This is a genomic window from Chitinimonas taiwanensis DSM 18899, from assembly GCF_900119825.1.
Classification (GTDB): Bacteria; Pseudomonadota; Gammaproteobacteria; order Burkholderiales; family Chitinimonadaceae; genus Chitinimonas; species Chitinimonas taiwanensis.
Window position 1 is genome coordinate 98,257 of sequence record NZ_FPKR01000004.1, and the last position, 25,910, is coordinate 124,166.

25 protein-coding genes are annotated in these 25,910 nt (G+C 64.9%); 11 read left to right on the top strand and 14 right to left on the bottom strand.

Annotation, left to right across the window (positions count from 1 at the left end):
- Positions 1–22: 22 nt before the first annotated feature.
- From BT173_RS05945 to BT173_RS05955, 3 genes are all read right to left on the bottom strand, one after another.
- Complete coding sequence (locus BT173_RS05945; RefSeq protein ID WP_072427719.1) at positions 23–784, bottom strand: substrate-binding periplasmic protein; 762 nt, start codon at positions 782–784, stop codon at positions 23–25.
- A 60-nt stretch (positions 785–844) separates the two neighbouring features.
- Positions 845–2,011: an isovaleryl-CoA dehydrogenase gene (locus BT173_RS05950; protein WP_072427720.1), complete on the bottom strand. Its 1,167-nt coding sequence runs from the start codon at positions 2,009–2,011 to the stop codon at positions 845–847.
- Between the two features lie 144 nt (positions 2,012–2,155).
- A complete protein-coding gene (locus BT173_RS05955) occupies positions 2,156–2,533 on the bottom strand; it encodes a MerR family transcriptional regulator (protein ID WP_072427721.1) in 378 nt (125 codons plus the stop codon).
- A 219-nt stretch (positions 2,534–2,752) separates the two neighbouring features.
- Here BT173_RS05955 and BT173_RS05960 point away from each other — a divergent pair, with 219 nt between their 5' ends.
- The 3 genes from BT173_RS05960 (at position 2,753) to BT173_RS05970 (ending at position 6,352) form a co-directional block, all read left to right on the top strand.
- Complete coding sequence (locus tag BT173_RS05960; protein WP_072427722.1) at positions 2,753–3,643, top strand: DMT family transporter; 891 nt, start codon at positions 2,753–2,755, stop codon at positions 3,641–3,643.
- Positions 3,644–3,700: 57 nt separating this feature from the next.
- On the top strand, positions 3,701–4,498 hold the full coding sequence (locus tag BT173_RS05965) for a D-hexose-6-phosphate mutarotase (RefSeq protein WP_072427723.1): 798 nt from the start codon (positions 3,701–3,703) through the stop codon (positions 4,496–4,498).
- A 162-nt stretch (positions 4,499–4,660) separates the two neighbouring features.
- Positions 4,661–6,352: a PAS domain-containing sensor histidine kinase gene (locus BT173_RS05970; RefSeq protein WP_072427724.1), complete on the top strand. Its 1,692-nt coding sequence runs from the start codon at positions 4,661–4,663 to the stop codon at positions 6,350–6,352.
- Between the two features lie 64 nt (positions 6,353–6,416).
- On the opposite strand, the gene BT173_RS05975 is transcribed toward BT173_RS05970, so the two are convergent.
- From BT173_RS05975 to BT173_RS05985, 3 genes are all read right to left on the bottom strand, one after another.
- Positions 6,417–7,004 carry a putative pterin-binding protein gene (locus BT173_RS05975; RefSeq protein ID WP_072427725.1) on the bottom strand — a complete coding sequence of 196 codons (588 nt, stop codon included), beginning with the start codon at positions 7,002–7,004 and terminating at the stop codon, positions 6,417–6,419.
- Between the two features lie 125 nt (positions 7,005–7,129).
- Entirely contained in the window at positions 7,130–7,687 is a 558-nt protein-coding gene (locus BT173_RS05980; protein ID WP_072427726.1) for a glycine zipper 2TM domain-containing protein, read from the bottom strand.
- Positions 7,688–7,868: 181 nt separating this feature from the next.
- A complete protein-coding gene (locus BT173_RS05985; RefSeq protein WP_072427727.1) occupies positions 7,869–9,392 on the bottom strand; it encodes a helicase HerA-like domain-containing protein in 1,524 nt (507 codons plus the stop codon).
- A 161-nt stretch (positions 9,393–9,553) separates the two neighbouring features.
- Between BT173_RS05985 and BT173_RS05990 the strand changes: the two genes are divergently transcribed.
- Positions 9,554–10,363 carry a substrate-binding periplasmic protein gene (locus BT173_RS05990; protein ID WP_072427728.1) on the top strand — a complete coding sequence of 270 codons (810 nt, stop codon included), beginning with the start codon at positions 9,554–9,556 and terminating at the stop codon, positions 10,361–10,363.
- Here the strand turns inward: BT173_RS05990 and BT173_RS05995 are convergent.
- Positions 10,360–11,634, bottom strand: coding sequence for a DUF1615 domain-containing protein (locus BT173_RS05995; protein ID WP_072427729.1), 1,275 nt, complete (start codon positions 11,632–11,634; stop codon positions 10,360–10,362). The two genes, BT173_RS05990 and BT173_RS05995, sit on opposite strands and share 4 nt — an antisense overlap.
- 89 nt (positions 11,635–11,723) lie before the next feature.
- Between BT173_RS05995 and BT173_RS06000 the strand changes: the two genes are divergently transcribed.
- Both BT173_RS06000 and BT173_RS06005 read left to right on the top strand, forming a co-directional pair.
- Positions 11,724–12,707, top strand: coding sequence for a serine/threonine protein kinase (locus BT173_RS06000; protein ID WP_072427730.1), 984 nt, complete (start codon positions 11,724–11,726; stop codon positions 12,705–12,707).
- A gap of 126 nt (positions 12,708–12,833) precedes the next feature.
- The gene (locus tag BT173_RS06005; RefSeq protein WP_072427731.1) at positions 12,834–13,340 is read left to right on the top strand and encodes a DUF1993 domain-containing protein; all 507 of its coding nucleotides are present in this window, start codon (positions 12,834–12,836) and stop codon (positions 13,338–13,340) included.
- Between the two features lie 60 nt (positions 13,341–13,400).
- On the opposite strand, the gene BT173_RS06010 is transcribed toward BT173_RS06005, so the two are convergent.
- From BT173_RS06010 to BT173_RS06030, 5 genes are all read right to left on the bottom strand, one after another.
- On the bottom strand, positions 13,401–14,222 hold the full coding sequence (locus tag BT173_RS06010; protein ID WP_072427732.1) for a class I SAM-dependent methyltransferase: 822 nt from the start codon (positions 14,220–14,222) through the stop codon (positions 13,401–13,403).
- 78 nt (positions 14,223–14,300) lie between these two features.
- Positions 14,301–14,939 (bottom strand): NAD(P)H-binding protein, encoded by a 639-nt coding sequence (locus BT173_RS06015; RefSeq protein WP_072427733.1) that lies wholly within the window; start codon positions 14,937–14,939, stop codon positions 14,301–14,303.
- Complete coding sequence (locus BT173_RS06020; RefSeq protein WP_072427911.1) at positions 14,936–16,042, bottom strand: threonine aldolase family protein; 1,107 nt, start codon at positions 16,040–16,042, stop codon at positions 14,936–14,938. Before BT173_RS06020 ends, BT173_RS06015 begins: the two co-directional genes overlap by 4 nt.
- 41 nt (positions 16,043–16,083) lie before the next feature.
- Positions 16,084–16,677 (bottom strand): DUF938 domain-containing protein, encoded by a 594-nt coding sequence (locus BT173_RS06025; RefSeq protein ID WP_072427912.1) that lies wholly within the window; start codon positions 16,675–16,677, stop codon positions 16,084–16,086.
- A gap of 34 nt (positions 16,678–16,711) precedes the next feature.
- Positions 16,712–17,740 (bottom strand): oxidoreductase, encoded by a 1,029-nt coding sequence (locus tag BT173_RS06030; RefSeq protein WP_072427734.1) that lies wholly within the window; start codon positions 17,738–17,740, stop codon positions 16,712–16,714.
- Between the two features lie 229 nt (positions 17,741–17,969).
- Here BT173_RS06030 and BT173_RS06035 point away from each other — a divergent pair, with 229 nt between their 5' ends.
- Positions 17,970–18,821: a Tim44 domain-containing protein gene (locus tag BT173_RS06035; RefSeq protein WP_072427735.1), complete on the top strand. Its 852-nt coding sequence runs from the start codon at positions 17,970–17,972 to the stop codon at positions 18,819–18,821.
- Between the two features lie 167 nt (positions 18,822–18,988).
- Positions 18,989–20,143 carry an alpha-hydroxy acid oxidase gene (locus tag BT173_RS06040; protein ID WP_072427736.1) on the top strand — a complete coding sequence of 385 codons (1,155 nt, stop codon included), beginning with the start codon at positions 18,989–18,991 and terminating at the stop codon, positions 20,141–20,143.
- On the opposite strand, the gene BT173_RS06045 is transcribed toward BT173_RS06040, so the two are convergent.
- Entirely contained in the window at positions 20,144–20,443 is a 300-nt protein-coding gene (locus BT173_RS06045) for a VF530 family protein (protein ID WP_072427737.1), read from the bottom strand.
- Between the two features lie 101 nt (positions 20,444–20,544).
- On the opposite strand from BT173_RS06045, the gene BT173_RS06050 reads away from it, so the two are divergent.
- A complete protein-coding gene (locus tag BT173_RS06050) occupies positions 20,545–21,453 on the top strand; it encodes an RluA family pseudouridine synthase (RefSeq protein WP_072427738.1) in 909 nt (302 codons plus the stop codon).
- 15 nt (positions 21,454–21,468) lie between these two features.
- Here BT173_RS06050 and BT173_RS06055 read toward each other — a convergent pair whose 3' ends face one another.
- Complete coding sequence (locus tag BT173_RS06055) at positions 21,469–22,536, bottom strand: GGDEF domain-containing protein (protein WP_072427739.1); 1,068 nt, start codon at positions 22,534–22,536, stop codon at positions 21,469–21,471.
- A 247-nt stretch (positions 22,537–22,783) separates the two neighbouring features.
- On the opposite strand from BT173_RS06055, the gene BT173_RS06060 reads away from it, so the two are divergent.
- Both BT173_RS06060 and glgC read left to right on the top strand, forming a co-directional pair.
- Positions 22,784–24,415, top strand: coding sequence for an alpha-D-glucose phosphate-specific phosphoglucomutase (locus BT173_RS06060; RefSeq protein WP_072427740.1), 1,632 nt, complete (start codon positions 22,784–22,786; stop codon positions 24,413–24,415).
- Positions 24,416–24,568: 153 nt separating this feature from the next.
- Complete coding sequence (glgC, locus tag BT173_RS06065; RefSeq protein WP_072427741.1) at positions 24,569–25,849, top strand: glucose-1-phosphate adenylyltransferase; 1,281 nt, start codon at positions 24,569–24,571, stop codon at positions 25,847–25,849.
- Positions 25,850–25,910 lie beyond the last annotated feature (61 nt).

The window sequence follows — 25,910 nt, forward strand, 5'->3', positions numbered from 1 at the left end:
GTTTTCCTCGTGCAGATTAGGGTTACAGCCGTATGCCGTAACGCTCGAATAATTGGGCGTAGCCGGGCTCGCGCTTGTAGCGGCGCAGTGCCTCATCGAAGGCCGGTAGCAGGCCCAGATGCGTGGAGCGCAGACTGATCAGCAGCTGGAAGCGGCTGCGCTCGAGATCATTGTTCAACATCAGCACCCGTCGTTCTGGGTCGAGCTGCTTGAGCGTGTACTGCATGGTCAGGGCGTTCTCCACCATCACTTCGCCGCGACCGGCCTTCAGCTTGCGTAGCGAGTCGGCAAAGGTGCCACCCCAGTCCACGCGCATGCCAGCGAGTTTTTCCTTCGCCCAGCCATTGCCCACATAGGACAGCACCTCGGGGTCGAGTGCGCGCAGCTGGGCCAGGTTCTGCACGGCCTGCAGATCGGCCAGGCGCGGGCTGTCAGCGCGCACGAACACCCGGATTGGCATGTCCAGCACGCTTTCCTGCGCGGCACGCGCATAGCTGAGCCGCTCTGGCGTAGCCACCGTGCACATCGCATCCTGTTCGCCATGCTGGACCAGGCTTTGTGCACGCACCCAGGGGTAGCCCTGGTGCACCAGCGTCTGCCCCAGCCGTTTGCCAAGCAGCTCGTCGAACAGCTCGACCAAGATGCCCTGCATGCCGGCCTCGCCCCGGAAGCTGAGCGGGCTATAGGTTTCGAAATAGGCCAGCCGCAAGGGCGGCACCGCCCAGGCCAGGCTGCTCAGACTCAGGGCGGCACTGCATTGCAGGAACTGGCGGCGGTTCAGCATGATCGTGGTGCTCCGGGTGCGCGGCGGATTTCAGTGTAGAACGCACCCAGCCTGGCTTGCTCAGCGGGTTTCGCCGAACAGCTCGCGGCCGATCAGCATGCGGCGGATTTCGCTGGTGCCGGCGCCGATCTCGTACAGCTTGGCGTCACGCCACAGGCGTTCGACCGGGTATTCGCGAATATAGCCATTGCCGCCCAGGGTCTGGATCGCCTCGCCAGCCATCCAGGTCGCTTTTTCAGCCGCGTACAGGATGGCGCCGGCCGCGTCCTTGCGCGTGGTCTCACCACGGTCCAGTGCACGGCCTACCGTGTACACATAGGCACGCGTGGCACTCCAGGTTGCATACATATCGGCCAGCTTGCCCTGCATCAGCTGGAACTCACCGATCGCCTGGCCGAACTGCTTGCGCTCATGCACATAGGGCACCACCGCATCCATGGCCGCAGCCATGATGCCGAGCGGGCCGCCAGCCAGCACGGCGCGCTCGTAATCGAGCCCGCTCATCAGCACATTCACGCCCTTGCCCACGGCGCCCAACACATTCTCTTCCGGCACTTCCACATCGTCGAAGAACAGCGGGAAGGTGTTCGAGCCACGCATGCCGAGCTTGTCGAGCTTGCTGCCGGCGCTGAAACCCTTAGAACGTTTCGGCTCGATGATGAAGGCGGTCATGCCCTTGCTGCCCGCGTTCACATCGGTCTTCGCATACACGACCAACACGTCGGCATCGCCGCCATTGGTGATCCACATCTTGCTGCCGTTGAGGATGTATTTGTCGCCGCGTTTCTCGGCGCGCAGCTTCATGCTCACTACGTCCGAGCCGGCATTCGGCTCGCTCATGGCCAGCGCACCCACGTATTCGCCCGAGATCAGCTTGGGCAGGAAGCGGCGCTTCTGGTCTTCGGTACCATTCTTGCGGATCTGGTTCACGCACAGATTCGAGTGCGCGCCGTAGCTGAGGCCCACCGAGGCCGAGCCGCGCGAAATCTCTTCCATGGCTACGATGTGGGCGAGATAGCCCATATTGCTGCCACCGTATTCCTCTTCGACCGTCAGGCCCAACAGGCCCATATCACCGAATTTGCGCCACATGGCGGCGGGGAACAGATTGTCCTCGTCCACCTGGGCGGCAATCGGGGCCAGCTCGGCGGCCACGAAGTCCTGCACGGCCGTGCGCAGCATGTCGATGTCTTCGCCGAGGCCGAAATTAAGGGCGGGAATATGCATGATGGTGTCTCCGGAATGCTTTGATTTGTAGCGCTTGGCAGCGGTCGCGGCGGTTGAATCGTGCAATAGCTGTGCGCCGAGCAATTGCTCGATACTTTATGTAACGTTGACGTTAACGTCAATCTGCGCGCAAAAAAAGCCCGGCTACTCGCGCAACAGGGCCTCGGCTTCCTGCTCCAGACCATCCATTTCCTTCAGGATCGCATCGATGTCGGCGCGTTGCTGCAACAGGGCTTCGCGCTTGGGGCGCAGGAACTCCAGCAGTTTGACCAGCTGCGGGCGCTCGTCACGTGCGGCGTCGTAGAGCGAGAACAGCTCGAAGGTTTCCTGCAGGGAAAAGCCCAGCCGTTTGCCGCGCAAGACCAGCTTGAGGCGGGTGCGGTCGGCGCGGGTAAACACACGGTTGCGGCCCTGGCGGCCCGGGGCGAGCAGACCTTCATGCTCGTAGTGACGAATCGCGCGCGGGGTCAGATCGAATTCGCGCGCCAGCTCGGTAATCGTATAAGTGCGTTCGTCGGACATGGCGTTTTCGGTGGTGGGCGGTTTTTATATCTGTGCGGCGAAGATAGCAGAGGGCAGGGGCACTGTCATAATCGCGCCTGCTTTGCCGCTTATACCGTCGTGCCGATGTGTTTGACGGCACTGGCGCGCCTCACCTCTCCAGCCTCTGCGCTGCCATCCTGAATCACCGCTGCCAGATAGCGCGCCAGCGCCCTGTATCGTCCAAACTGAAAACTGCCTATGTCTGATTCCAAGCCCATTGCGCCGCTCTATCTGAAGCTGGTGCTGACCATGGCCATCTGGGGCGGCACCTTTATCGTCGGCCGCGTGCTAGCGCAGGCGCTGCCGGCCATGTCGATTGCCTTCTGGCGCTTCGTGGCCGCCACGCTGTGCCTGTTCCTGCTGCTATGGCGCTCGCCCGAGGGCCTGCGCTGGCCCACGCGTAGCCAGTGGCTGTGGGCTACAGCGCTCGGCCTGTCCGGCGTGTTTGCCTACAACCTGTTCTTTTTCTTTGGCCTCGCGCAGATTCCAGCCAGTCGCGCCGCCCTCTTGGTGGCGCTCAATCCCATCATGGTGGCGGTGGTCAGCAGCCTGCTGCTCGGCCAGGCACTGGGCCGGCGCCGCTGGCTGGGCGTGCTGTGCTCCTTGTTCGGCGCGGTGACGGTGATCTCGCATGGCGATTACGCCAGCATCCTGCGCGAGGGAATCGGTCAGGGCGAGTTGCTGATCCTCGGCTGCTGCGTGAGCTGGGTCATCTACACCCTGTTCGGCCGCTCGGCCATGCACCACTTCAGCAGCCTGGCCGCCACCGCCTGGGCCGCGATGATTGGCTGCGCACTGCTTGGCCTGGCTGCCGCCTGGCGCGGCGAGCTGAACTCGCCGCTGGCGCTGGATGCCAGCCAATGGGCGGGCGTGTTCTACCTGGGCGGTCTGGGCACGGCCGCCGCCTTCGTCTGGTATAGCGATGGCATCAAGGCCGTGGGCGCGGCCAAGACCATCGTATTCACTAATCTGGTGCCGGTGTTTGCTGTGCTGTCCAGCATTGTCTTGCTGGGCGAGGCACTCAGCCTGCCGGCCCTATTGGGCGGTGCTGCGGTGGTCGGCGGCGTATGGCTGACCAATAGCCGCTAGGCGTACACCATGGCTGCGGCTACAGTCGCAGCATTTCCGGCTTAGAGAGCATTGCCCATGTCCTTGATCGAACTTGTCTCCGCGCACGGCCGTGCGCGCATCAGCCCGCAGGGCGCCCAGGTGCTGGATGCCGAGCTGGATGGCCGTCCCTTGCTGTGGCTGTCGCCCCTGGCCGATTTCACCCCGGGCAAGGCGGTGCGCGGTGGTGTGCCGCTGTGTTTTCCCTGGTTCGGCAAGCATCCGCAGGGCCTGCCTGCGCATGGCTTCGCGCGCAACCAGCGCTGGACAGTGCTCGAGCAGTCGGCCAGCCAGGTGCGGTTGGCGCTCGAAGACAACGCCGAGACCCGCGCGCTGTGGCCGCACGCCTTCCGCCTCGAGCTGACCGTGCAGCTAGATCAGGCGCTGGACTTCACCTTCCGGGTCGAGAACCGCGATGCGCTGCCTATCCAGTTCAGCTATGCCTTGCACAGCTATTTTGCCGCGACTGACCTGCACGGCAGTCTGGTGCAGGGGCTGGACGGCTGCCTGCGCCGCGAGCTGGCCCATGTGACCATGCCGCAACAGGGGGCGGTGCGCCTGGCCGATCCGATTGATGCGGTGTTCGAGCTAGCGCCGGCAGCGTTGCAGCTGCAGGATGGCGCGCATCAGGTGCTGATCGAGGCGGAGTCGATGCGTAGCGCCGTGGTGTGGAACCCCGGTCCGGCCGCCGAAGCAGTGGCCGATATCGGCGTGCATTGGCCCGAGTATGTGTGCGTGGAGCGCGGCAATATCGGCGCTGCCGCCATCACTCTGGCCGCGGGCGAGACGCACCAGGCATCGATGCGCCTGTCACAGCTGCCAAGCACGGCAAAGTGAATTTCACCAAAAACTAATATTCAAGCTGAGGGCCGGCGGGCCGATATCGTTCCAGGGCCGGCGTGCGCGATGCACCAACCGGCCCCCTGGCTGGCCGCTGTCATTTACACATAATGAAATGGCGCAGCGCATGCCCTAGACTGGATTGTGAACCCGCTGCCCATGAATATGCCCGCCCTCGATTTTTCCCAGTTGCAGATCACCGCCACCGCCGACCTGCCCAATACCGGCGAGATTGCCGACGCCTTGCTCAGTGCCACCCATTCGGCCGGTCTGGGCGTCTTCGTCTGGGATATCCCGGCCGGGCGCCTGCTGTGGAACGAGGCGATGTATGAGCTGTACGGCCTCGATCCGGCCAGCTTCAGCGGCAAGGCCAGCGACTGGTTGGCGCTGCTGCACGCGGAAGACCTGCCGCGCGTGGCGGCAGATGTTGGGGCCGCGCTAAGCGGCGAACGCCCTTACGACACGGTATTCCGCGTGCAGGCGCCGCTGGGTGGCTGGCGTTATCTGAAGGGCACCGCCTTTGTCGAACGCGATGCCAGCGGCCAGGCCGTGCGCATGGCCGGCATCAATCAGGATGTGACGACCACCGAGCGCTTCAATGCCGCGGTGGATGCAGTGCGCGCGGGCACGGCCGATCAGGTCAGCCATGGTTATTTTGAATCGCTGGTGCGCAGCCTGGCCGAGGCGCTCGGCGTGCGCTACGCCTTCGTGGCCGAGGTTTACCCGCGTGAGCAACCGACGCATGCGCGGGCAATTGCGCTATGTGTGGACGGCAAGATGGGCGAGCCGCTCGTGTATGCGCTGGCCGGCACGCCGTGTGCAAATGTGGTGTCGGGCGGTTTCTGCATCTACCCCCAGGCCGTGCAGGCGCAGTTCCCCGACGACCAGCTGCTGGTCGATATGCGTGCCGAGTGCTATCTGGGCGTGCCGCTGCGCGCCGCCGATGGCACGGTGCTCGGCCTGCTCGAGGTATTGGACAACAAGCCAGCTGAAGCCTGCGAGGAAACCCGCAAGTTGCTCGAGCTATTTGCCGGCCGCGCCAGTGCCGAGCTTGAGCGTCTGCAGCGCGAGGCCGAAATCCAGCGCCTGAACGCCGAGCTCGAGGCACGCGTGGCGGCACGCACCGATGATCTGCGTCGCACCATGCGCGAGCTGGAGGCCTTCACTTATTCGGTTTCGCACGACCTGAACCCGCCATTGCGTGCCATCCTCGGCTTTGGGCAGATTCTGCGCGAGGACTACCGGCCGCATCTGGATGCTGCCGGCGGCGACTATCTGGACCGCACGCTGGGCGCGGCTGAGCGCATGGGGCGGCTGATCGACGATCTGGTTAGCCTGTCCAAGATATCGCTGCGCCCCTTGGGCATCGGCAAGGTGAACCTGACCGAGTTGGCCGAAGAGATCGTTGCTGATCTGCAGGCGCGCCAGCCGCGTGCCGGCCTGGTGTTCGAGGCTGCTCCACACCTGATCGTGCATGCCGACCCTGGCCTGATGCGTATCCTGCTCGATTGCCTGCTGCGCAATGCCTGGCAGTTCATCGCGCAGGTTGAATCGCCGCATATCAGCCTGGCGGCGCAGCAGGTGGGCGAGCGGCGTGAAATCCTGTTGCGCGACAATGGCTGCGGTTTCGACCCGCAGGCGATAGACCGGCTGTTTGCACCGTTCCAGAACCTGGACAGCCAGGGCGGCTTTACCGGCAGCGGCACCGGCCTCGCCATCGCCCAGCGCATTGCCTTGCGTCATCACGGCGGCATCCGTGCCGAGAGCCAGCCGGGCGAGGGCGCTTGCTTCGCCTTCTGGCTGCCACCGGCCGCCGAGCTGATGGCCTTGCTGGCCGGCGACCCACTCTAGCGCACCGCAAGGCCCCACGAGAAAAGCCCGCCTACGCGGGCTTTTTTGCGGCTGCTGGCGGTGCTTAGATGGCCTGCACGCCGATGTGGTACACCCCCCAGGGGCAAAGCGCGAAGCGTTCCTTGAGCGGCTTGCCGGCCAGCTCGGGAATCCGGTCCGCGTCGTACACGGCCCACAGCGGGCCGAGGCCGCCCAGCGGCAGCGGCGTGCCATCACGTTCCAGTGCAATGATGAAGTCGTACTGGCGTACCTGTTCGAGCGGCACGGCCACCGCATAGCCATCGATGGCCTGGATCAGGATGCGCAGCTGGCTGCCGCTGACCCCGGCTGCCTTCAGGATCTCGCTCAGGCGCGGGCCGCGCAGCGTATGCGGCTTGCCGTCGTACTCGAGCGTGGGCTGGATGGTTACGGCAGGCAGGGCGGCCAGCATCGCGTAATCAAAACCATAGGCACTGCTGAACTGGGCCTTGTGCTTGCCCAGCATCTGGTCGAAAGCCGGGTCGAAGCCAGGGCGGTTCTGCTTGCCCAGTGCGCCGGTCAGCGTGAGCAGTACCGGGCCCTTGGGGGCTTTGCCGACTTTGGCGGCATGGCTGGGCAGGGCGGCGGCGGCCAGGCTTAGCGCGCTGCCGGTCAGGAATTGGCGTTTATTCATTGCGGGCTCCGAACGGGTTTGCCCTGTTGTAGCGCATTTGCCCGCTGCCACGCCAGTCCGAGCGAATAAAAAAAGGGCACCCGAAGGTGCCCCAGACAGGGAGATAGGGTAATCGGACGCGCGCCTTACTTGCTCGGGCGCGGCGCCACGGTGACTTCACTCAGCTGCAGCTGACCATCCTTGACCGGGATGCGGTCGCTGCTGGGCGGGGCGTCCATGCGCACGGTGGCCACCTTGCCATCCAGCCGGTACTGCACGTCGTAGCCGACGGTTTCCTCGCGTGACTTGGTCACCGTCTTGCAGCGTTGCTCGCTGGTGGTATAGGTGTCCTTGTCCTGCATATTCTTCTGTACCTGGTTGCCGGCGTAGGCACCGCCAGCCACGCCGGCCACGGTGGCCAGCTTCTTGCCATTGCCGCCACCTACCTGGTTGCCCAATGCGCCGCCGATCAGGCCGCCGATCACCGTACCGGCGATGCGGTTCTCATCCTTGACCTCGCGCTTATGGGTGACCTGCACATCGCGGCAGACCTTTTCCGGCGTCTTGATGGTTTCCTTGACCGCGGCCACCTGCAGCACCTCGGCATACTCGGGGCCCTTGAAGGCCTGGTAGCTGGCCACCGCACCCAGCGACAGCGCCAGGCCGCCACCAATCACCACGCCGGTCAGCATCGACTTATTCATGTTCTTCTCCTGGTTGGGCCATGTGCTCGCACACAGCAGCAGTTGATGGACGCCATTATGCGCAGTGGGCCTGAACCCGACCTGAATCGCCCATGCTGATGGCATGGCATGAAAAACGGGACGCAAAGCGTCCCGTTGTCGATGCAGCTGGCCGCTGTGACGGCCTGGCGCACGGATGGCCTTAGCGCTTGCGCCCACCCATGATGGAACCGAGCACGCCGCGCAGAATCTGCCGGCCCACCTCATTGGCCACCGTGCGCGCCATGCTCTTGGCGGCCGTCTGCACCACGCCATCGCGCTGGCCGCCGCGCGGCCCGGTGCTACCAAACAGGATCTGCCCTAGCGCACCACCGAAGAAGCCGCCCCCTTCTTCCGCTGCCGCGGTCGGTGCGCTGCCTGCCGGGGCTGGCGCGCCAGCGGCCGGGCTCGCTGCTGCGCCGCCACGCAGTTTTTCATAGGCTGATTCGCGGTCCTCGGCCTGTTCATAGTGGCCATACAGTACCGATTGCTGGATCAGCACACTGCGTTCGGCCTGGGTGACCGGCCCGAGCCGGCAGCCGGGCGGGCTGACAAAGGCGCGCTCGACCATGCTCGGGCTACCCTTGGCGTCTAGGAAGGAAATCAGTGCCTCGCCCACCGCCAGTTCCATGATGGCGCTTTCGGCATTGAAGGCCGGGTTGGCGCGCAGGGTTTCCGCCGCCACTTTCACCGCCTTCTGGTCGCGCGGGGTAAACGCGCGCAGCGCATGCTGAACGCGGTTGCCGAGCTGACCGAGGATGGTTTCCGGGATATCGAGCGGGTTCTGGGTCACGAAGTAGACGCCCACACCCTTGGAGCGGATCAGCCGCACCACCTGCTCGACCTTCTCCACCAATGCGGCCGGCGCATCGTTGAACAGCAGATGCGCCTCGTCGAAGAAGAACACCAGCTTGGGCTTGTCGAGGTCACCCGCCTCGGGCAGCTGTTCGAACAGCTCGGCCAGCAGCCAGAGCAGGAAGGTCGCGTACAGCTTGGGCGTGTTGTAGAGCTTGTCGGCGGCTAGCACATTGACCACGCCCTGGCCGTTGCCATCGGTCTGCATCAGGTCATTGATGTCCAGCATGGGCTCGCCGAAGAACTTGTCACCACCCTGGCTTTCCAGGCCCAAGAGGCCTCGCTGGATCGCGCCTATGCTGGCGGCGGAGATATTGCCGTACTCGGTGGTGAAGCTCTTGGCGTTGTCGCCCACGTACTGGACCATGGCACGCAGGTCCTTCAGATCGAGCAGGAGCAGATTGTTGTCATCGGCAATCTTGAACACCAGCTGCAGCACGCCGGCCTGCACCTCGTTCAGGTTCAATAGCCGCCCCAGCAGCAGCGGGCCCATGTCCGAGATGGTGGCGCGCACCGGGTGGCCTGCCTGGCCGAACACATCCCAGAAGGCGACCGGGCAGGCCGCATAGTTCAGTGTCAGCCCGAGCTGCTCCAGGCGCGCCTTCAACTTGGGTGATTCCGCCCCAGCCGCGCCGATGCCGGACAGATCGCCCTTCACATCGGCCATGAAGACCGGCACGCCGATACGCGAGAAGGCCTCGGCCATGCGTTGCAGGGTCACGGTCTTGCCGGTGCCGGTGGCGCCGGTGATCAGGCCATGACGGTTGGCCAGGGCGGGCAGCAGGGTCAGGTCTTGGGCGCCATGTTTGGCAATCAGCAGGGGTTCGAGCATAGTCAGGGTCCTGGAAATGAGCATTACATCGGCATAAAGTGGCCATGTTGGCCGCACTTGTCAAAGTTGCGCAACAGGCGCTGGGCCTGCCTTTGCGGGCGCGGCGGATGTGCAGGCAGACTAGACTGTCAGAAACCGCTCGATACGGAAAGCCACCCGCCATGCTGCTGCGCCAGCCTCTGCTGCTTATCGCTTGCCTCGCCGGGCTCTGGCATGGCGGCGTGCATGCCCAGCAGCCGGTGCTTGCCTATTGCAAGGAGCTGGTCGCCTCGGGCAACTCGGAATATCCGCCTTTTCTGTGGCGCGATCCGCATGACGAAGGCCGGCTGATCGGCGCAAATGCCGAACTGATGCAGGAGTTGGCCCAGGAGATCGGCATTCCCATCCGGGTCAACTATGTCGGCCCCTGGGGGCGCGTGCAGGAGGAGGCGCGCCTCGGGCGCATCGATCTGATCGCCGGTGCCTTCTTCACCCTGCCGCGTCTCGAGTATATGGACTATGTGTATCCGGCCATTCGCAATACCCGCACGGTGATCTGGACGCGCGACAACAGTAAGTTCACCTACCGTAAATGGTCGGACCTGCGTCCGCTGCGCGGCATTACCGTGATCAACAACAGCTTTGGTGAGGCCTTCGACCGCTACGCCAAGCGCAATCTGAGCATCCATGCCGTGCCCAGCGTGGAAAGCGCGCTGCGCATGCTGACGCTGGCGCGCGGCGACTATGTGATTTACGAAGAGGCACCCGGCCAGGCCTATGCGGCCAAGCTCGGACTGAAGGGCATCCATCCCTCGCAAACCGCGATCAGCAATGAGGACCTACTGCTGACCATCTCACATAAATCGCCGTGCAATACCGGCGAAGTCCGTGGCCGCCTGGCGCGCGCCATGCATAAGCTGACCGAGACTGGCCGCATGGACGCGCTGCTGGTCCAGTACATCCAGCGCTGGCGCGATCAGAACGAGCGCTAGCTGCTGACCCGGCTCAGGCAGTTGCGATAGCGCCAGTCCACCCGTTTGGCGAACCACTCGGTGGTCAGCTTGCGGCTGATCTTCGGGCTGTGTAGGCGGATTTGCGGGAAAACCGCGCGCGGCAGGCTTTTGCCGGCCACGCCATCGGCCAGCGCGAACACGCGTTGATACAGCGGGCTTTGTTCGAAGCGCGCTTCCTTCTCCAGCAAGAGATCACGCTCGATCTCGGCCCGGCTGAGCTTGAGCCTAGCGGCGAGCCCCTGCAGGGCCTGCCGCGTGCTGCTGGCCTGGCGGCTGACCCGGCCGGCTTCATAGCGCAGCAGATCGCCATCCAGATCGAGTTTGGGCTTGACCAGGCTGGCCACGGCGGCCTGGAAGGCGGCATTGCGGCTGGAATAGCGACCGGCGTTGTAGTCGGCGAAGCGGAAGTGCATGTCCCGATAGGGCGCGCGGTAGTGGAGCAGATTGGCAATGCCGAAGTAGGTGCCGCCGCGCCGGGTAAACACCTCGTGGCGCAAGCTGCCCTGATAGCTGTACGGATAAGGCCACACCGCCGCATGCCCGCTGGCAAAGGCCACGCTGACCTGCATCGGCCCGCCCGTGCGTATCGGGTTCTGCATATTCAGCGGCAGGCCCAGGCGCTTGGCCTCGGCCGACATATCCTCGAACAGCAGATTCATCTGCTTCTCGGTACGCAGGCCATCGATGCGCTCGCGGTAGCTGCGCCCGTTCGGCGAGGTCTTGCCCAGTGCCGCCTTCACCACCGATATCGGGATGCCGTATTTATCCGCCCGTTCGCCGATCTGCTGCCAGACCATGCGATTCAGGCCCGGCACCACCGGGTCGGCCTGCCAGCTCGACTCCTGCTCGATGGTCGCGATGGCCGCACAGAAGTACTCGGCCGTGTAGGGAATCTGCAGGCCTTCGAAGGCATGGAAAATGTCCTGCGCCCAGCCGGCCCGCTCGGGAATCTTGGCTGGCAGGAGGCGGTTCAGCAGCTGGCGTGCCGCACGCGGGTCCTGGCTGGCCGGTCTGCTGGTGCTGGGTGCTGGCTTGATCGCTTCGGGCGGCGGCAGGCTGGGGGGCGCTTCCGCCAGCGGCCCGGCAGGCGGTGTCGCCGGCGTAGGCTCGGCTGCGGGGCTGCCATTCGGGTAGTCAATCGGCGCGGCCGGCTGCGGCTGACTACTGCTGGCGCAGCCAACCAGGCTGGTGATCAGTACCGCCAGCAGTAGGCTGCGGCCAGGGAAGGGGATGGGTAGAAGACATGGCATGACGCGATGTTAGCCTGATCTGGCCGCGATCCCGTCTCCCTCCAGCCGAAAAGGTCGGTCGCAGCGGCTGGCCTCCGTACAATGGCGCCATGAATCCCACACCCCCCTATGCGAATCTGACTCCCGACTGCCTGCTCGACGCCGTGGACAGTCTGGGCCTGCGCAGCAGCGGTAGCCTGCTTGCCCTCAATAGCTATGAAAACCGTGTCTACCAGGTCGGCATTGACGATGCCGCGCCGCTGATCGCCAAGTTCTACCGGCCCGAGCGCTGGAGCGATGCACAGATTCTTGAGGAGCACGCTTTCGTGGCCGAGCTGACCGCACTGGAGATCCCGGTGGTCGGCGCGCTGGAGATTGGCGGGCAGACCCTGCACCATCACGCCGGCTTCGCCTTTGCCCTGTTCCCGCGCCGCGGTGGGCGCACGCCCGAGCTGGGCGACCCGCAGGTGCTCGAATGGCTGGGGCGCTTCCTTGGTCGCATTCACGCCGCGGGGCGGGCGCAGCCGTATCGTGTGCGGCCGGCACTCGATATCGCCAGCTTTGGCGAGGAGCCGGTGGCCTTTCTCTTGGGCGGCGAGATCATCCCGGCCAATCTGCGCGACGCCTACCGCACGCTGAGCGCGCAGGCATTGGATGGCGTGCGCGCCTGCTTTATCCGCGCCGGCCAGCTCGAAACGCTGCGCCTGCATGGCGACTGCCACGCCAGCAATATGCTGTGGACCGATGCCGGCCCGCATTTCGTCGACTTTGACGATAGCCGCATGGGCCCGGCCATTCAGGACTTGTGGATGCTGCTGTCGGGCGAGCGCAGCGAACAGGTGCGCCAGCTGGCCGATATCCTGGCCGGCTACGAGGATTTCTGTGAGTTCAATCACCGCGAGCTGCATCTGATCGAAGCCTTGCGCACGCTGCGCCTGATCCACTACAGCGCCTGGCTGGCGCGGCGCTGGCACGACCCGGCTTTCCCGCAGGCCTTCAGCTGGTTCGGCACGCCACATTACTGGGAGCAGCAGCTGCTACTGTTACGCGAGCAGATTGCCCAGATGGACGAGCCGCCCTTGTGGTCGGCCTGAACGCCCGCATCTGCTGCGCATCGCACGGACGACCTCGATAAGCAAGTTGCTGCCTGCCCGGCCTTCGCCGCATGGCGGGCCTAGCCTCCAGCGCGATCACTGCCCACCCAAGCCAAGGAAAAAACCATGTCCCTGTCCATGTACCAAGCCTCCGTCCCCGTCTTCGTGCGCCTGCTCGGCAATCTGGCCGAGATTCTGCGCAAGGCCGAGGCGGATGCCGACGCGCGCAAGATCGATGCGAGCGTTTTCCTCAATGCGCGCCTGGCGCCCGATATGTTCCCGCTAGTGCGCCAGGTGCAGATTGCCGCCGATGCGGCCAAGTCCTGCGCGGCCAATCTGGCCGGCCTGCCGGTGCCCAGCTACCCGGATGACGAGACTAGCTTCGCCGAGCTGCAGGCGCGCATCGCCAAGACTGTGGACTTCATCCAGGGCGTGTCGGCCGAGCAGATCGACGGCAGCGAGGCGCGCGAGATCGTGCTCAAGCGGCGTGACAAGGAAACCCGCTTCCTCGGCCAGCCCTATCTGCTGACCTATGTCTATCCCAACTTCTTCTTCCACATCACCACCGCCTACGACATCCTACGTCACAACGGCGTGCAGATTGGCAAGCGCGACTACCTGGGCGCCTTCTAAGTCTTGCCTGTGCAATGAAAAAGCCGACCCAAGGGTCGGCTTTTTATCGTCTACCAGCGCTCAGTACACGAAGCGCGTACGCATCTCGCCTAGGTTCAGCTCGTCCAGAATCGCTTCCAGGCGGCTTAGTGCATTCTTGCGTGGCGCATTGGTGTAGCGCGCCACGATCAGTTCGTTCTTCATCGAATGCTCCCAGCCCACCAGCTCGGTTACCGTCACCTGGTAGCCGCGGCTTTCCAGCTGCAGGCAGCGCAGCACATTGGTGATCTGGCTGCCGAATTCGCGCGTGTGTATAGGGTGGCGCCAGATTTCCGACAGCGGGGTTTTGCCGAAGGATTCGTTCTTGTGTTTGCGCAGCACCGTGGCCACCTCGGCCTGGCAACAGGGCACTAGCACCATGAACTGCGCCTGCTTTTCCAGACCGAAACGGATCGCGTCGTCGGTGGCGGTATTGCAGGCATGCAGCGCGGTTACCACATCGATCTGCGCGGGCAGGGCCTGATTGATGGTCGATTCGGCCACCGACTGGTTGAGGAAAGCCATACGCGCGAAACCGAGCCGCTCGGCCAGTTCACGCGACTTGCTGACTAGGTCTTCACGCCATTCGATGCCGTAGACCTGACCGGCTTGGTGGGCCTTCAGTACCAGGTCGTAGAGGATGAAACCGAGGTAGGACTTGCCCGCGCCGTGGTCGGCCAGGCTCACATCGCCCTTGGCGGCCAGCACTTCCTCCAGCAGCGGCTGGATGAACTGGACCAGGTGGTAGACCTGCTTGAGCTTGCGCCGGCTGTCCTGGTTGAGCTTGCCGTCGCGGGTGAGGATATGCAGTGCTTTGAGTAGCTCGACCGACTGGTCGGGGCGGATGTCCGGGATCTTGCTCACGATAATGTCCTGATTTTTCAGGGCGCGATTGTACGCCGGAAACGGCCTCGGCCTGCAGCCAGCTGGTCGCGCGTGCGCTCAGCTTGCCGCCAATGTGCGCAGCTGGGCCGATTCAAGCACCTGTACGCCCTGGCCGGGCGCCAGCGCCAGACGCAGCAGCGCACGCGCCACCTGCTCGGCGGCAATAGGCCGCCAGCGCGCTGGCGCCAGCCAACCCAGCTTGGCAGCCACGCGCTCGCCCAGGCGGAATTCGGCCCGCTCGCCCAAGAGCAGGGATGGCCGTGCGATGGTGAGGCGCGGGTAGTCGAGCGCCTGCAGCGCCGCTTCCATCTCGCCCTTGACCCGGTTGTAGAACACAGGGGAGTTGGCATCTGCGCCCAGCGCACTGACCACCAGAAAATGGCGGGCACCGGCCGCGCGTGCCGCCTGCGCCAGTGCCAGCACATAGTCGCAGTCGACCTGGCGAAAGGCCGCCTGCGAGCCCGCCTGCTTGATGGTGCTGCCCAGACAGCAGAACACGATATCGACCTGGGGCAACGTGGTGCGCGCGAGCTGCGCATAGTCGATCTGCATCTCGGCCAATTTGCCCGCAGCCAAACCGGCCGGGCGGCGCACCAGCGCGGTCAGTTGGCTGAAGGCGGGCTCGGCCTGCAGCTGTTGGCACAGGCTGCGCCCGATGAGGCCGCTCGCGCCGGCAATCAGGGCGGTATGCGTCATACGTTTTCTCCTTGCTGGGCCAACGCCAGCAGGCGCGCAAAGCGTGGCAGCACGACCTCATTGGGCAGGGCCAGCAACTGGTCGCCCACCACCAGCTCGCTATAACTCCAGCCCGGCACCTCGGCATCCTGCACCGCGCCCAGCAGCCAGTGGCCGTCGCTGCCAGCAATCTGGTCGCGCGCGGCCAGCACCCTAGCGGCGGGGGCATCAAAATACAGATGGCACATATTGGTCTGTGGCGTGGCCGGGTTGATGCGCAGGCCGGCCATACCTTGCAGGCCCTCGGCCAGCGTAATTGCGCGCCGATAGCAGGCATCCATTTGCGCGAGGCGCGTATCGAAGCGCAACGCGGCCGACACGATATAAGGGCTTTGCTGCACCAGGGTACCGCCAAAGCGGCGCTGCCAGAGCCGCGCCTGGGCAATGAAGTCGGCATCGCCCGCCAGTACGGCGCCAGCCAGGCCGCCTATGCCCTTGTACAGCGACACATACACTGAGGCGAAGCCGGCCACGATCTCGGCATGCGGGCGGGCATAGAAGGGTTGGCTTTCCCACAGTCGTGCCCCGTCCAGATGCAGCGGCAGTCCGCGCTCGGCTGCGGTGGCCTTCAGGGCTTGCAGCGCGTCCCAGCTGGGCAGCTGTCCACCAGCATGGCGTATTGGCAATTCCACTATCAGGCTGGCCAAGGGCTGCCGGCAGGCCGCCAGGTCTTTGGCCTCCAGCGGACGCAGGCGATTCCCTACCGGCACCGCATGCAGCCCGAGCAGGGCGGCATGGGCTTCTTCCTCGTGCAGGGCCAGATGGGAGGTCGGGTGCTGACCAAAGCGGCGCAGGCCGCACCGCTCGGCCCAGATCTGCATGGCAATCAGCTGGGCCATTACCCCGCTGGGCAGGAAGACGGCAGCCGGCTTGCCGAGCAGGCTGGCCAGCTTGGCCTCGAAGTCCTCGATCAGCGCGCCGCTACCATAGCGGTCAGCTTCGATCTGCTGCTGCGCGCACCAGTCGGCCATGGCGCGGAATTCTTCCGCCGGGCTAGGACTGGTCCAGCCGGGATAAAGCGTATGGCAGCTTTGGCGCAGCTGGCTGCGGGCGGTGGCGGGCATGGTGGCAGGCTGTGAAGCGAGGAAGGCGCCAGTATCGCTGCCTAGGCAGCGGCCTGCCAGACCAGGCAACGGTTATTGGCCGGCATGGCATGGTCTTCCAGAAGACGCAGGCCGGCTGCCTCGGCCAGTTCGAACACCGCTTCGAAGTCGCGAATGCCCATGGCCGGGTCCTGGGCTTTGAGCGCGGCATCGAAGGCGGCATTGCTCGGGCTGGTGAAGTGGCCGGCATAGTTGAACGGCCCATAGACAATCAATAGCCCGCCCGGCGCCAGCACCGTCGGCAGCTTGGCGAACAGTTGCTGCACGCTGGGCCAGGCCAGGATATGCAGGGTATTGGCGCTGAACACCGCGTCGTAGCGTGTGGTGGGCCAGGCGCCATCCACATCAAGCGCCAGCGGCGGCAAAGTATTGGCCAGCGCCGCCTCATCCAGCCATAGGCGGATGCCGGGCAGATGCTCGGCGCGGTCGCTGCTCTGCCATTGCAGCCAGGGCAGGGCGGCAGCGAAGTGCACGGCGTGCTGGCCAGTGCCGCTGCCGATTTCCAGCACCGTGTCGCGGCCGACCAGGCGTTCGCGCAGGATGGCCAGAATCGGCTCGGCATTGCGGGCACAGGCGGGGGAGAAGGGTTTATCCATCAACATGGCTTGGGCAGGAAAAGAACACGGCCTTTCAGCCTAGTGCAATCCGCGCGCCCTGCGCACTGCTAGCCATGCCGGCTTCGATAATGCGCATGACCGCCAGCGCCTCGCTGGCCGGCACGGGGTTCGGCGCTTCGCCGCGCAACGCCGCTGCCACGGCCGCGTAATAATGGCTGTACTGGCCATTGGGCAGGCTCAGATTGCGCGCACCGCCTACATCGTAGAGCGTGGCCTGGCGCGAGTCCTGGGCCCAGCCGGCGGCGCCCGGCCGCAAGCCGGCCTTGAGCTGGTCTTCCTGGCTGTCGAGGCCATCAATGCGCAAGCTGCCCTCGGTGCCGGCCAGCAGAAAGCGCGCCGAGCCACCGGCCATCAGGCAGCTGGCGCCCAGCAGCACGCGCATGCCCTGGTAGTGCAGCACCGCCAGCGCATCGTCGGCGGCTTCCGCCCCCTCGCGCCGTGCGTGGATATCGGCCTGGATCGCTTCCGGCATGCCGAACAGCTGCAGGGTCTGATCGATCAGATGCGGGCCGAGATCGAACCAGATGCCGGCACCGGGCACGGCCGCTTCGCGCCAGCGCTTGCGCACCTGCGGGCGGAAGCGGTCGAAATGCGATTCAAAGGCGGTGATGCGTCCGAGCGTACCCTGGGCCAGCAGCTGCTTGATCAGCAGGAAGTCGCTGTCCCAGCGGCGGTTGTGGAACACCGACAGCAGGCGGTCGGTTTGGCTGGCCGCCGCATGCAGGGCTTCGGCCTCCTGCACGGTCAGCGTGAACGGCTTATCCACCACCACATGCTTACCGGCGCGCAGTGCGGCGCGTGCCAGCGGGTAGTGGCTGGCATTCGGGGTGGCCAGTACCACCAGGTCGATATCGGCGCGGGCGAATAGGCTTTCCGGTGTATCGCACAGCAGGGCAGCCGGGTAGTCGGCCTGGACTGCCCCGACTTGGCTGCTGGCCACTGCTGCCAGTTGCATGCCCGCGGTATGGGCAATCAAGGGGGCGTGAAAGGTACGGCCCGCATAACCATAACCAACCAGGCCGACCCTTAGGGGTTCTGACATGAATATCCTCCTGTAAGTACGCTCAATCCCTGTTTGCGCCACGCATCCACCCTGGCTGCCTTGCACGGAGTTCTGTGCGCAGTACTTAGGCTTTTTTAACCGAGCTGGCGCCGCTTGTCGCCTACGAAATCATGTCCAGTCGCGGAACTTGCTCGGCCTGCGCAGTCAAAGATAGCCAGTCGTCGGTAGAATGCGATGGCTTTTCCAAACAATAGGGATGTAGAGCGCAATGAAACAAATTCTGTTTGCCGTGTTTGCGGTGTTCTTCAGCCTGAGCTTCATGGTCTCGGAGGCCGAGGCCAAGCGCTTCGGCGGAGGCAAGTCCTCGGGCATGCAGCGCAGCGCACCGCAGCGCGATGTGACCCCGCAGCGCCCGACTCAGGGCCAGCAGGCGGCCCCAGCCACGCCCAAGCGTAACTGGCTCGGCCCGATCGCCGGTCTGGCTGCAGGTCTGGGCCTCGCCGCACTGTTCTCGCACCTCGGTATGGGCGAGGGCTTTGCCAACTTCATGATGATCGTCCTGTTGGCCGTGGTGGCTTTCGCTGTTATCGCCTTCATCATGCGCCGCATGAAGCCCGCGGCACCGCGCGCCCAGTATGCGGGTGGCCCGGCGCAACAGCCGATGCAGTATCAGGGCCAGCAGCCCTATGGCGCGGTGAATGAAGCGCCGGCCTTCAGCGGCGGCAGCGCCCCGGTTGCGCCGCAGTTCCCGGCCGACTTCGACCGCGAAGCCTTCGTGCGCGTGGCCAAGCTGAACTTCGTGCGTCTGCAGGCCGCTTACGACAGCGCCGACCTCGACGATATCCGCGAGTTCACCTCGCCGGAGATGTTCGCCGAGATCAAGCTGCAGATCGGCGAGCGCCAGGGCGCGGCCAACCAGACCGATGTGGTGCAGGTGGATGCCGAGGTGGTCGACTACGCCCAGGAAGGTCGTCGCGACATCGCCAGCGTGCGCTTCACCGGCCTGGTCCGCGAAGCGGCCGAGGCCAGCGCCGAGCGCTTCGACGAAACCTGGCACCTGAGCCGCAATAACGACGGCCGCTCAGGCTGGGTGGTAGCCGGTATTCAGCAAAACGGCTAAGCCGGTCATTCGTGAGAAACAGGGCAGCCTTCGGGCTGCCCTGTTTTATTTTGTGCTGCGGGCGTGCTAGGCGAGTTGGGTCAGGCTCGCGCTTAGGGATTTACCACGGTTGTTGTGCGCTGCCGGGCGCCGCAGAATCGGTGCTGTGATTTCCTCAGGAGCCTTGCATGTCCGTCATCACCAGCATCGAGGACCTGCGCGTACTGGCCGAGCGCCGTGTGCCGCGCATGTTTTACGACTATGCCGATTCGGGCTCCTGGACCGAAAGCACCTACCGCGCCAATTCGGCCGACTTCCAGGCCATCAAGCTGCGCCAGCGCGTGGCGGTGGATATGCGCAATCGCAGCCTGCAAAGCCAGATGGCCGGCCAGACGGTCAGCATGCCGGTGGCCCTCGCACCGACCGGTCTGACCGGCATGCAGCATGCCGATGGCGAAATCCTTGCCGCGCGCGCGGCGGAAAAATTCGGTGTGCCCTTCACCCTGTCGACGATGAGCATCTGCTCGATCGAGGATGTGGCCGCCCATACCACCGCACCATTCTGGTTCCAGCTGTATGTGATGCGCGACCGTGCCTTTATCGAGGCGCTGATCGAGCGCGCCCGCGCCGCGCGCTGCAGTGCACTGGTGCTGACCCTGGACCTGCAGATACTCGGCCAGCGCCACAAGGACCTGAAGAACGGCCTGTCCGCGCCACCCAAGCCCACGCTGCGCAATATCCTCAATCTGCTGGGTAAGCCACGTTGGTGCTTGGGCATGCTGGGCACGCGCCGGCATGGCTTTGGCAATATCGTCGGGCATGCCAAGGGCGTAGGCGATCTGTCCTCGCTCAGTGCCTGGACGGCCGAGCAGTTCGACCCGGCGCTGAGCTGGAACGATGTCGAGTGGATCAAGCAGCGCTGGGGCGGCAAGCTGATCCTGAAGGGCATCATGGATGTGGAAGATGCGCGCCTGGCGGCGCAGAGCGGGGCCGATGCGCTGATCGTGTCCAACCACGGCGGTCGGCAGCTCGATGGCGCGCCATCCAGCATCCAGGCCCTGCCGGCCATCGTGGAGGCGGTGGGTAAGGACATTGAGGTCTGGCTCGATAGCGGCATCCGCTCGGGTCAGGATGTGCTGAAGGCGCTGGCGCTGGGTGCCAAGGGCACCCTGATAGGCCGTGCCTTCCTCTACGGCCTGGGCGCGCTGGGCGAGGCGGGCGTGACGCGCGCGCTGGAAATCATCCAGCGTGAACTCGATCTGAGCATGGCCTTCTGCGGCCACACCGATATCCGCCAGGTCGATCAGCGCATCCTGCTGCCCGGCAGCTATCCGCGCGCCTGATCAGTCGGCGCTGGGGGTATCGGCCGGTGGTGGGCTGGCTTCCTGCTTGGCGGCAGCCTGCAGCTTGGCCTGCTTGGCCATATCGCGCAGGCATTTGCCGTACAGGCTCTCCACCTTGTCGCGCGCCCAGGGCGTGCGGCGCAGAAAGGTCAGGCTGGACTTGATGCTCTGGTCCTGCTGAAAGCAGCGTATTTCGATGCGCTGCCCCAATTCCTTCCAACCGTAGAACTCGACCAGGGTGGTCAGCATCTTTTCCAGGGTCACGCCATGGCTGGGGTTGTTGGGCTGAGTCTGGGTCATACGGCGGGCCTGAGGAGGGATACGGCCCTCATTCTAGCGTGTGCCTGCGTGCTGCCGCTTGGGCGCGGTAGACTAGCGGCCTTGTCCTGTTCTCTGTCTGCATGAAACATCCGCCTTCCCCCCTGCCACATCGCGATGGCGTGGCCCCCAGCTATCTGTGGCTGCCCTGCGAGCAATGGCCTGATCTGATCACCTTTCTGCTGCAGCGCTTCCCGCATATGGACGAGGCCGTCTTGCGCGGCCGACTGGCGCGCGGCGAGCTGGTCGATGAGGCGGGCCAGCCCTTGGCCGCGCAGAGCCCGTTTCAGCCAGGCAAGCGCATCTGGTACTACCGCGAGGTGGAGGACGAGACGCCGGTGCCCTTCGAGGAAACCATCCTGCACCGCGATGAACGCCTGCTGGTGGTGGACAAGCCGCATTTCCTGTCCATGATCCCGGCCGGCAAGCATCTGCGCGAAACCCTGCTGACCCGGCTGCGCCACAAGCTGGCCCTGCCCGAGCTGACGCCCTGCCACCGCCTGGATCGCGAAACCGCCGGCGTCACCCTGTTTTGCCTGCACCCGCCCAGCCGTGGCGCCTACCAGAAGCTGTTCGAGGCGCGCACCGTGCAGAAGACCTATGAGGCGATAGCGCCCTGGCGCACCGATCTGAGCCTGCCTTGCGTGCACAGGAGTCGCCTGGAGGAGGGCGAGGGCTTTTTCACCATGCAGGAGGTGGCGGGCGAACCGAATAGCGAGACCCTGGTCGAGCTGATCGCACGGCGCGGTGATTGGGCACACTACCGGCTGTCGCCCCACACCGGCAAGAAGCACCAGCTGCGCGCCCATATGGCGGCGCTCGGCATTCCCATCCAGCACGACCCCTGGTATCCGACCCTGTTGCCGGCCAAGGGCGATGATTTCAGTCGGCCGCTGCAACTCTTGGCACGCAGCATCGCCTTTATCGACCCCTTCAGCGGCGAGCCACGCAGCTTCAGCAGCCAGCGCACGCTGGCATGGCAGGCCGACTAGGGGTTGTGGGCAGCGCTAGAACAGCTCGACGCTGCCGTAGCTGGCTTCCTTGAGCACGCCGGCCTCGATCAACTCGGCATAGCTGAAGATGCGATTGCGCCCGGCGCGCTTGGCCTGGTACAGGGCCTGGTCTGCGCGGCTAATGATTTCATGCGCGGAAAAATGGCCGTCCAGCTGGGCATAGCCGCCGCTGACCGTGACCTGGCCCACCTGGGGGAAGCGATGCTTGCCCACGGCGTGGCGCAGGCGCTCGAACTGCTCGCCGGCCGCCGCGCGTTCGCTTGAGGCGGTGATCACGATGAATTCCTCGCCACCGTAGCGGTAGAGCAGATCGCTGCTGCGCAGACTGCGCTGCATCAGGCGCGCCACCAGCAGCAAGACCTCGTCGCCGATCACATGGCCGAAGTTGTCGTTGATCTGCTTGAAATGGTCGATATCGACGATGCCCAGCCAGTAGTACTGGCGTGGGCTAGCTGCGCTGTCCTGCGCTTGATCCGGTTGGTTATGGCTGAGCTGGTCGGCCACGATGCTGGTCAGCAGCTTGTCCACGTTCTGGTCGAGCGAGTGGCGGTTGAGCAGGCCGGTCAGCTTGTCGCGCTGGCTTTCCTCCAGCAGGGCCGCGTAATTGCGATATACGGACAGGATGCCGCGCACCAGGGTTTCCTCGCTCTGTGCGAGCGGGCGGCGCGACTCGAACACCAGATAGCCATTGATGCCCACGCCGCCCAGCAGTGGAAACACATTGCAGACGGCCTGACCGAGGCTCTGAAAGGTCGGCTGCTGGTTCTGGCGCACCACATCGATGAGCAGCTGGATATCCTCGGGCACGTCGACCTGGTGCAGTACGCGCTCGATATTCTCGGTGATGCGCGCGCTGTCCTCGCCCTGGGCGCTGATTTCGCGCTCGAAGCGGATGGCACGCAGGAACTCATGCCGCTCGTTGACCCGATACAGCTGGCAGGTCGCCACCCCTAGCATGGGCAGCAGCGTGCGCAGCAGGCTGTGTTCGAGCAGCTCGGTGTCGCGTATGGCGGTCAGCGAGGCTAGGCGGTCGAGCAGGCTGGGCAATTGGGTAGGGCGCATGGCGATTCCTGTCGTGCTGCAGTACCACTCGGGTCGGTCGGGCGCTGCCTGGCGGGTGTGGCGCCAGGCTGATTTCAGTGCCACGCACGCGGCGCGGCCGGGCGGCGCTCACTCCAGAATAAGGCAGGTCGGGCAAATTATCTTGTTCGCCCTGGCCGGTGCGGCTGTTCGGGCTGGCGCCGCATGCGTTAAGCTCAAATGCGGGGCGCCGCTGCTTGCGCCGACCACTTTGCCAAGAAGACCTGTCATGCCGCTACACACGCTGTCCACTACCCCGATCGCCGGCCAGAAACCCGGTACCTCCGGCCTGCGCAAAAAAGTGACGCTGTTCGCCCAGCCCGCCTATCTGGAGAACTTCGTCCAGGCCATCTTCAATGCCGTGCCTGGCCTCTCCGGCGCCACCCTGGTACTGGGCGGCGATGGGCGCTATCTGAACGAGCGTGCCGTGCAGACCATCCTGAAGATGGCTGCCGCGCACGGTGTGGCGCGTGTGTTGGTCGGGCGCATGGGCCTCTTGTCCACGCCGGCCGCCTCGCATCTGATTCGCCGCTATGGCGCGGCTGGCGCCATCATCCTGTCCGCCTCGCATAATCCGGGCGGGCCTGATGGCGATTTCGGCATCAAGTTCAACACCGCTAATGGCGGCCCGGCGCCCGAGGCGCTCACCGATGCGATCTACGCGGCCAGCCAGTGCCTGAGCGAATACCGGATCAGCGACGCGCCCGACCTCGACCTCAATCTGCTCGGCGAACAACGCCTGGAGGCGATGCGGGTGACGGTGCTCGACCCGGTGGCCGACTATGCGCAGCTGATGCAGACCCTGGTGGATTTCGACGCGATCCGTGCCTGGATCGATGCCGGCCATCGCCTGCGCCTGGATGCCCTGCATGCCGTTGGCGGCCCGTATGCGATCCGCCTGTTTGAAGACCTGCTCGGTGCGCAGATGAATAGCGTGCGTAACGCCGCGCCGCAGCCCGACTTTGGCGGCGGCCATCCCGACCCCAACCCCGCGCACTGCCCCGAGCTGCTGGCCGCCATGTCTGGGCCGGGCGCGCCCGACTTTGCCGCGGCCTTCGACGGCGATGCCGACCGCAATATGATTCTTGGCCGCGATTGCGTGCTCACGCCCTCGGACAGTCTGGCCATCCTGGCCGCCAATGCCGAGCTGATCCCGCAGTTCAAGGGCCGCCTACGTGGCGTGGCGCGCTCGATGCCCACCTCGCGTGCCGTGGATGTGGTGGCTGAGGCGCTCGGCTTTGACTGCTACGAGACGCCGACCGGCTGGAAATTCTTCGGCAACCTGCTCGATGCCGGGCGCATCCAGCTTTGTGGCGAGGAAAGCTATGGCACGGGTGCGGACCATGTGCGCGAGAAGGACGGGGTGTGGGCCGCGCTGGCCTGGTTGAATCTGCTGGCCGTGCGTAAACAGAGCGTGGCCGAGATCGTGCACGCGCACTGGGCGCGCTTTGGCCGGCATTTCTATTCGCGCCACGATTACGAGGGCCTGAGTGTGCAGGCCGGCGAGGCAGTCATGCAGCGGGTGCGCGACCAGCTGCCCAGCCTGGCCGGCAGCACGCTGGCCGGTCTGCGCGTGCGCAGCGCCGATGATTTCGCCTATACCGATCCCGTGGATGGCTCGGTCTCGCAGGGCCAGGGCCTGCGCATCGTGTTCGAGAGCGGTGAGCGCCTGGTGCTGCGCCTGTCGGGCACCGGCACCGAGGGCGCCACGCTGCGCGTGTATCTGGAGCGCTATGTGGCCGACCCGGCTCTGCACGGGCAGGATACCCAGCAAGCGCTGGCCATGCTGATTGCCGCGGGCGACGTACTGGGTGGTATTCGCACACTGACTGGGCGAGAGGCGGCCGATGTAGTGACCTGAGGCGTGACTCCCTCGGGGTTTTCGGCCAAGGTAGTAGCCGGATAGGGAAGGCGCGGCTGCCTGTTGCGGGCGGCAGAGCGGCCTTCCTCGCAGTCTCGCCATATCGCGGCAGCGCCCAGAACGCTGCTGAGCAGATCCTAGCGGAGGCCTCAGATGGACGACCTGATCATTGCGCGCCAATTGCCCAGACGCAGTATTGCGCTGGTACTGGCGGGGGGGCGCGGCTCGCGCCTCAAGCAGCTGACCGATAAGCGCGCCAAGCCGGCCGTCTATTTCGGTGGCAAGTTCCGCATCATCGATTTCGCCCTGTCCAACTGCCTGAACTCCGGCATACGCCGCATCGGCGTGGTCACCCAATACAAATCCCACTCGCTGCTGCGCCATCTGCAGCGCGGTTGGGCCATGTTCCGCTCCGAGATGGGCGAGTTCATCGACCTGCTGCCCGCCCAGCAACGCGTGGATGAGGACAGCTGGTATCGCGGCACCGCCGACGCGGTCTACCAGAACCTCGACATCGTGCGCAGCTACCGGCCCGAGTATGTGGTGATCCTGGCCGGTGATCACATTTACAAGATGGATTACGCGCGCATGCTGCTCGACCATGTGCAAAGCCTGGACAAGCTCGGCGTGAAGGGCGGCGTGACCGTGGCCTGCATCGAGGTGCCGCTCACCGAGGCAAGCGCGTTTGGCGTGATGGCGGTGGACGAGGCGCGCAAGATCATCGACTTCGTGGAAAAGCCCGCCCAGCCGCCGGCCATGCCCGGCAAGCCTGACGTGGCCCTGGCCAGCATGGGTATTTATATCTTCGATGCCGATTATCTGTACCAGCTGCTGGAAGAGGACATCCAGGACGTGGCCAGCGAGCATGATTTCGGCAAGAACCTGATTCCCGCTGCGGTGAAGGCCGGCCGCGCGGTCGCCCATCCCTTCGGCCTGTCCTGTGTGTCCAGCTATCCGCATGCGGCGCCTTACTGGCGCGATGTAGGTACCGTGGACGCCTACTGGGCCGCCAATCTCGACCTCGCCTCGATCACGCCCGAGCTCGATCTATATGACCGCAGCTGGCCGGTGTGGACCTACCAGGAGCAGCTGCCGCCGGCCAAGTTCGTGCAGGATGCGGGCGGCGAGCATCGTGTGCATAACACCATCATTTCGGCCGGCTGCATCGTATCGGTGGCCCAGGTCACCAACTCGGTGCTGTTCAACAAGGTGCGCGTGCATCCGCACTGCGTGATCGACCAGGCCGTGCTGCTGCCCGATGTGGACGTGGGTGAAGGCGCGCGCCTGCGCCGCGTGGTGGTCGACCGTGGTTGCAAGATTCCCGCCGGCCTGGTGGTGGGCGAGGATGCCGACAAGGATGCCAAGCGCTTTTATCGCAGCGAGGGCGGGGTGGTGCTGGTGACGCGCGAGATGCTGGTGGGACTGAAGATTTAGCACGGCATGGCCAAGCCCGCAGCGTGGGCTTGGTGGGACCTATCTAGCCAGGAGCGATTCC

What these genes read in the sequence shown, in the direction of transcription:
- BT173_RS05955 (WP_072427721.1), bottom strand. Translation starts at nt 2,533, where the DNA reads ATGTCCGACGAACGCACTTATACGATTACCGAGCTGGCGCGCGAATTC.
- BT173_RS06035 (WP_072427735.1), top strand. Translation starts at nt 17,970, where the DNA reads ATGAAACAAATTCTGTTTGCCGTGTTTGCGGTGTTCTTCAGCCTGAGC.
- BT173_RS06000 (WP_072427730.1), top strand. Translation starts at nt 11,724, where the DNA reads ATGAATCCCACACCCCCCTATGCGAATCTGACTCCCGACTGCCTGCTC.
- BT173_RS05975 (WP_072427725.1), bottom strand. Translation starts at nt 7,004, where the DNA reads ATGAATAAACGCCAATTCCTGACCGGCAGCGCGCTAAGCCTGGCCGCC.
- BT173_RS05985 (WP_072427727.1), bottom strand. Translation starts at nt 9,392, where the DNA reads ATGCTCGAACCCCTGCTGATTGCCAAACATGGCGCCCAAGACCTGACC.
- BT173_RS05960 (WP_072427722.1), top strand. Translation starts at nt 2,753, where the DNA reads ATGTCTGATTCCAAGCCCATTGCGCCGCTCTATCTGAAGCTGGTGCTG.
- glgC (WP_072427741.1), top strand. Translation starts at nt 24,569, where the DNA reads ATGGACGACCTGATCATTGCGCGCCAATTGCCCAGACGCAGTATTGCG.
- BT173_RS05965 (WP_072427723.1), top strand. Translation starts at nt 3,701, where the DNA reads ATGTCCTTGATCGAACTTGTCTCCGCGCACGGCCGTGCGCGCATCAGC.
- BT173_RS05995 (WP_072427729.1), bottom strand. Translation starts at nt 11,634, where the DNA reads ATGCCATGTCTTCTACCCATCCCCTTCCCTGGCCGCAGCCTACTGCTG.
- BT173_RS06045 (WP_072427737.1), bottom strand. Translation starts at nt 20,443, where the DNA reads ATGACCCAGACTCAGCCCAACAACCCCAGCCATGGCGTGACCCTGGAA.
- BT173_RS05950 (WP_072427720.1), bottom strand. Translation starts at nt 2,011, where the DNA reads ATGCATATTCCCGCCCTTAATTTCGGCCTCGGCGAAGACATCGACATG.
- BT173_RS06050 (WP_072427738.1), top strand. Translation starts at nt 20,545, where the DNA reads ATGAAACATCCGCCTTCCCCCCTGCCACATCGCGATGGCGTGGCCCCC.
- BT173_RS05980 (WP_072427726.1), bottom strand. Translation starts at nt 7,687, where the DNA reads ATGAATAAGTCGATGCTGACCGGCGTGGTGATTGGTGGCGGCCTGGCG.
- BT173_RS06025 (WP_072427912.1), bottom strand. Translation starts at nt 16,677, where the DNA reads ATGGATAAACCCTTCTCCCCCGCCTGTGCCCGCAATGCCGAGCCGATT.
- BT173_RS06005 (WP_072427731.1), top strand. Translation starts at nt 12,834, where the DNA reads ATGTCCCTGTCCATGTACCAAGCCTCCGTCCCCGTCTTCGTGCGCCTG.
- BT173_RS06055 (WP_072427739.1), bottom strand. Translation starts at nt 22,536, where the DNA reads ATGCGCCCTACCCAATTGCCCAGCCTGCTCGACCGCCTAGCCTCGCTG.
- BT173_RS06060 (WP_072427740.1), top strand. Translation starts at nt 22,784, where the DNA reads ATGCCGCTACACACGCTGTCCACTACCCCGATCGCCGGCCAGAAACCC.
- BT173_RS06020 (WP_072427911.1), bottom strand. Translation starts at nt 16,042, where the DNA reads ATGCCCGCCACCGCCCGCAGCCAGCTGCGCCAAAGCTGCCATACGCTT.
- BT173_RS06015 (WP_072427733.1), bottom strand. Translation starts at nt 14,939, where the DNA reads ATGACGCATACCGCCCTGATTGCCGGCGCGAGCGGCCTCATCGGGCGC.
- BT173_RS05945 (WP_072427719.1), bottom strand. Translation starts at nt 784, where the DNA reads ATGCTGAACCGCCGCCAGTTCCTGCAATGCAGTGCCGCCCTGAGTCTG.
- BT173_RS05970 (WP_072427724.1), top strand. Translation starts at nt 4,661, where the DNA reads ATGAATATGCCCGCCCTCGATTTTTCCCAGTTGCAGATCACCGCCACC.
- BT173_RS06030 (WP_072427734.1), bottom strand. Translation starts at nt 17,740, where the DNA reads ATGTCAGAACCCCTAAGGGTCGGCCTGGTTGGTTATGGTTATGCGGGC.
- BT173_RS05990 (WP_072427728.1), top strand. Translation starts at nt 9,554, where the DNA reads ATGCTGCTGCGCCAGCCTCTGCTGCTTATCGCTTGCCTCGCCGGGCTC.
- BT173_RS06040 (WP_072427736.1), top strand. Translation starts at nt 18,989, where the DNA reads ATGTCCGTCATCACCAGCATCGAGGACCTGCGCGTACTGGCCGAGCGC.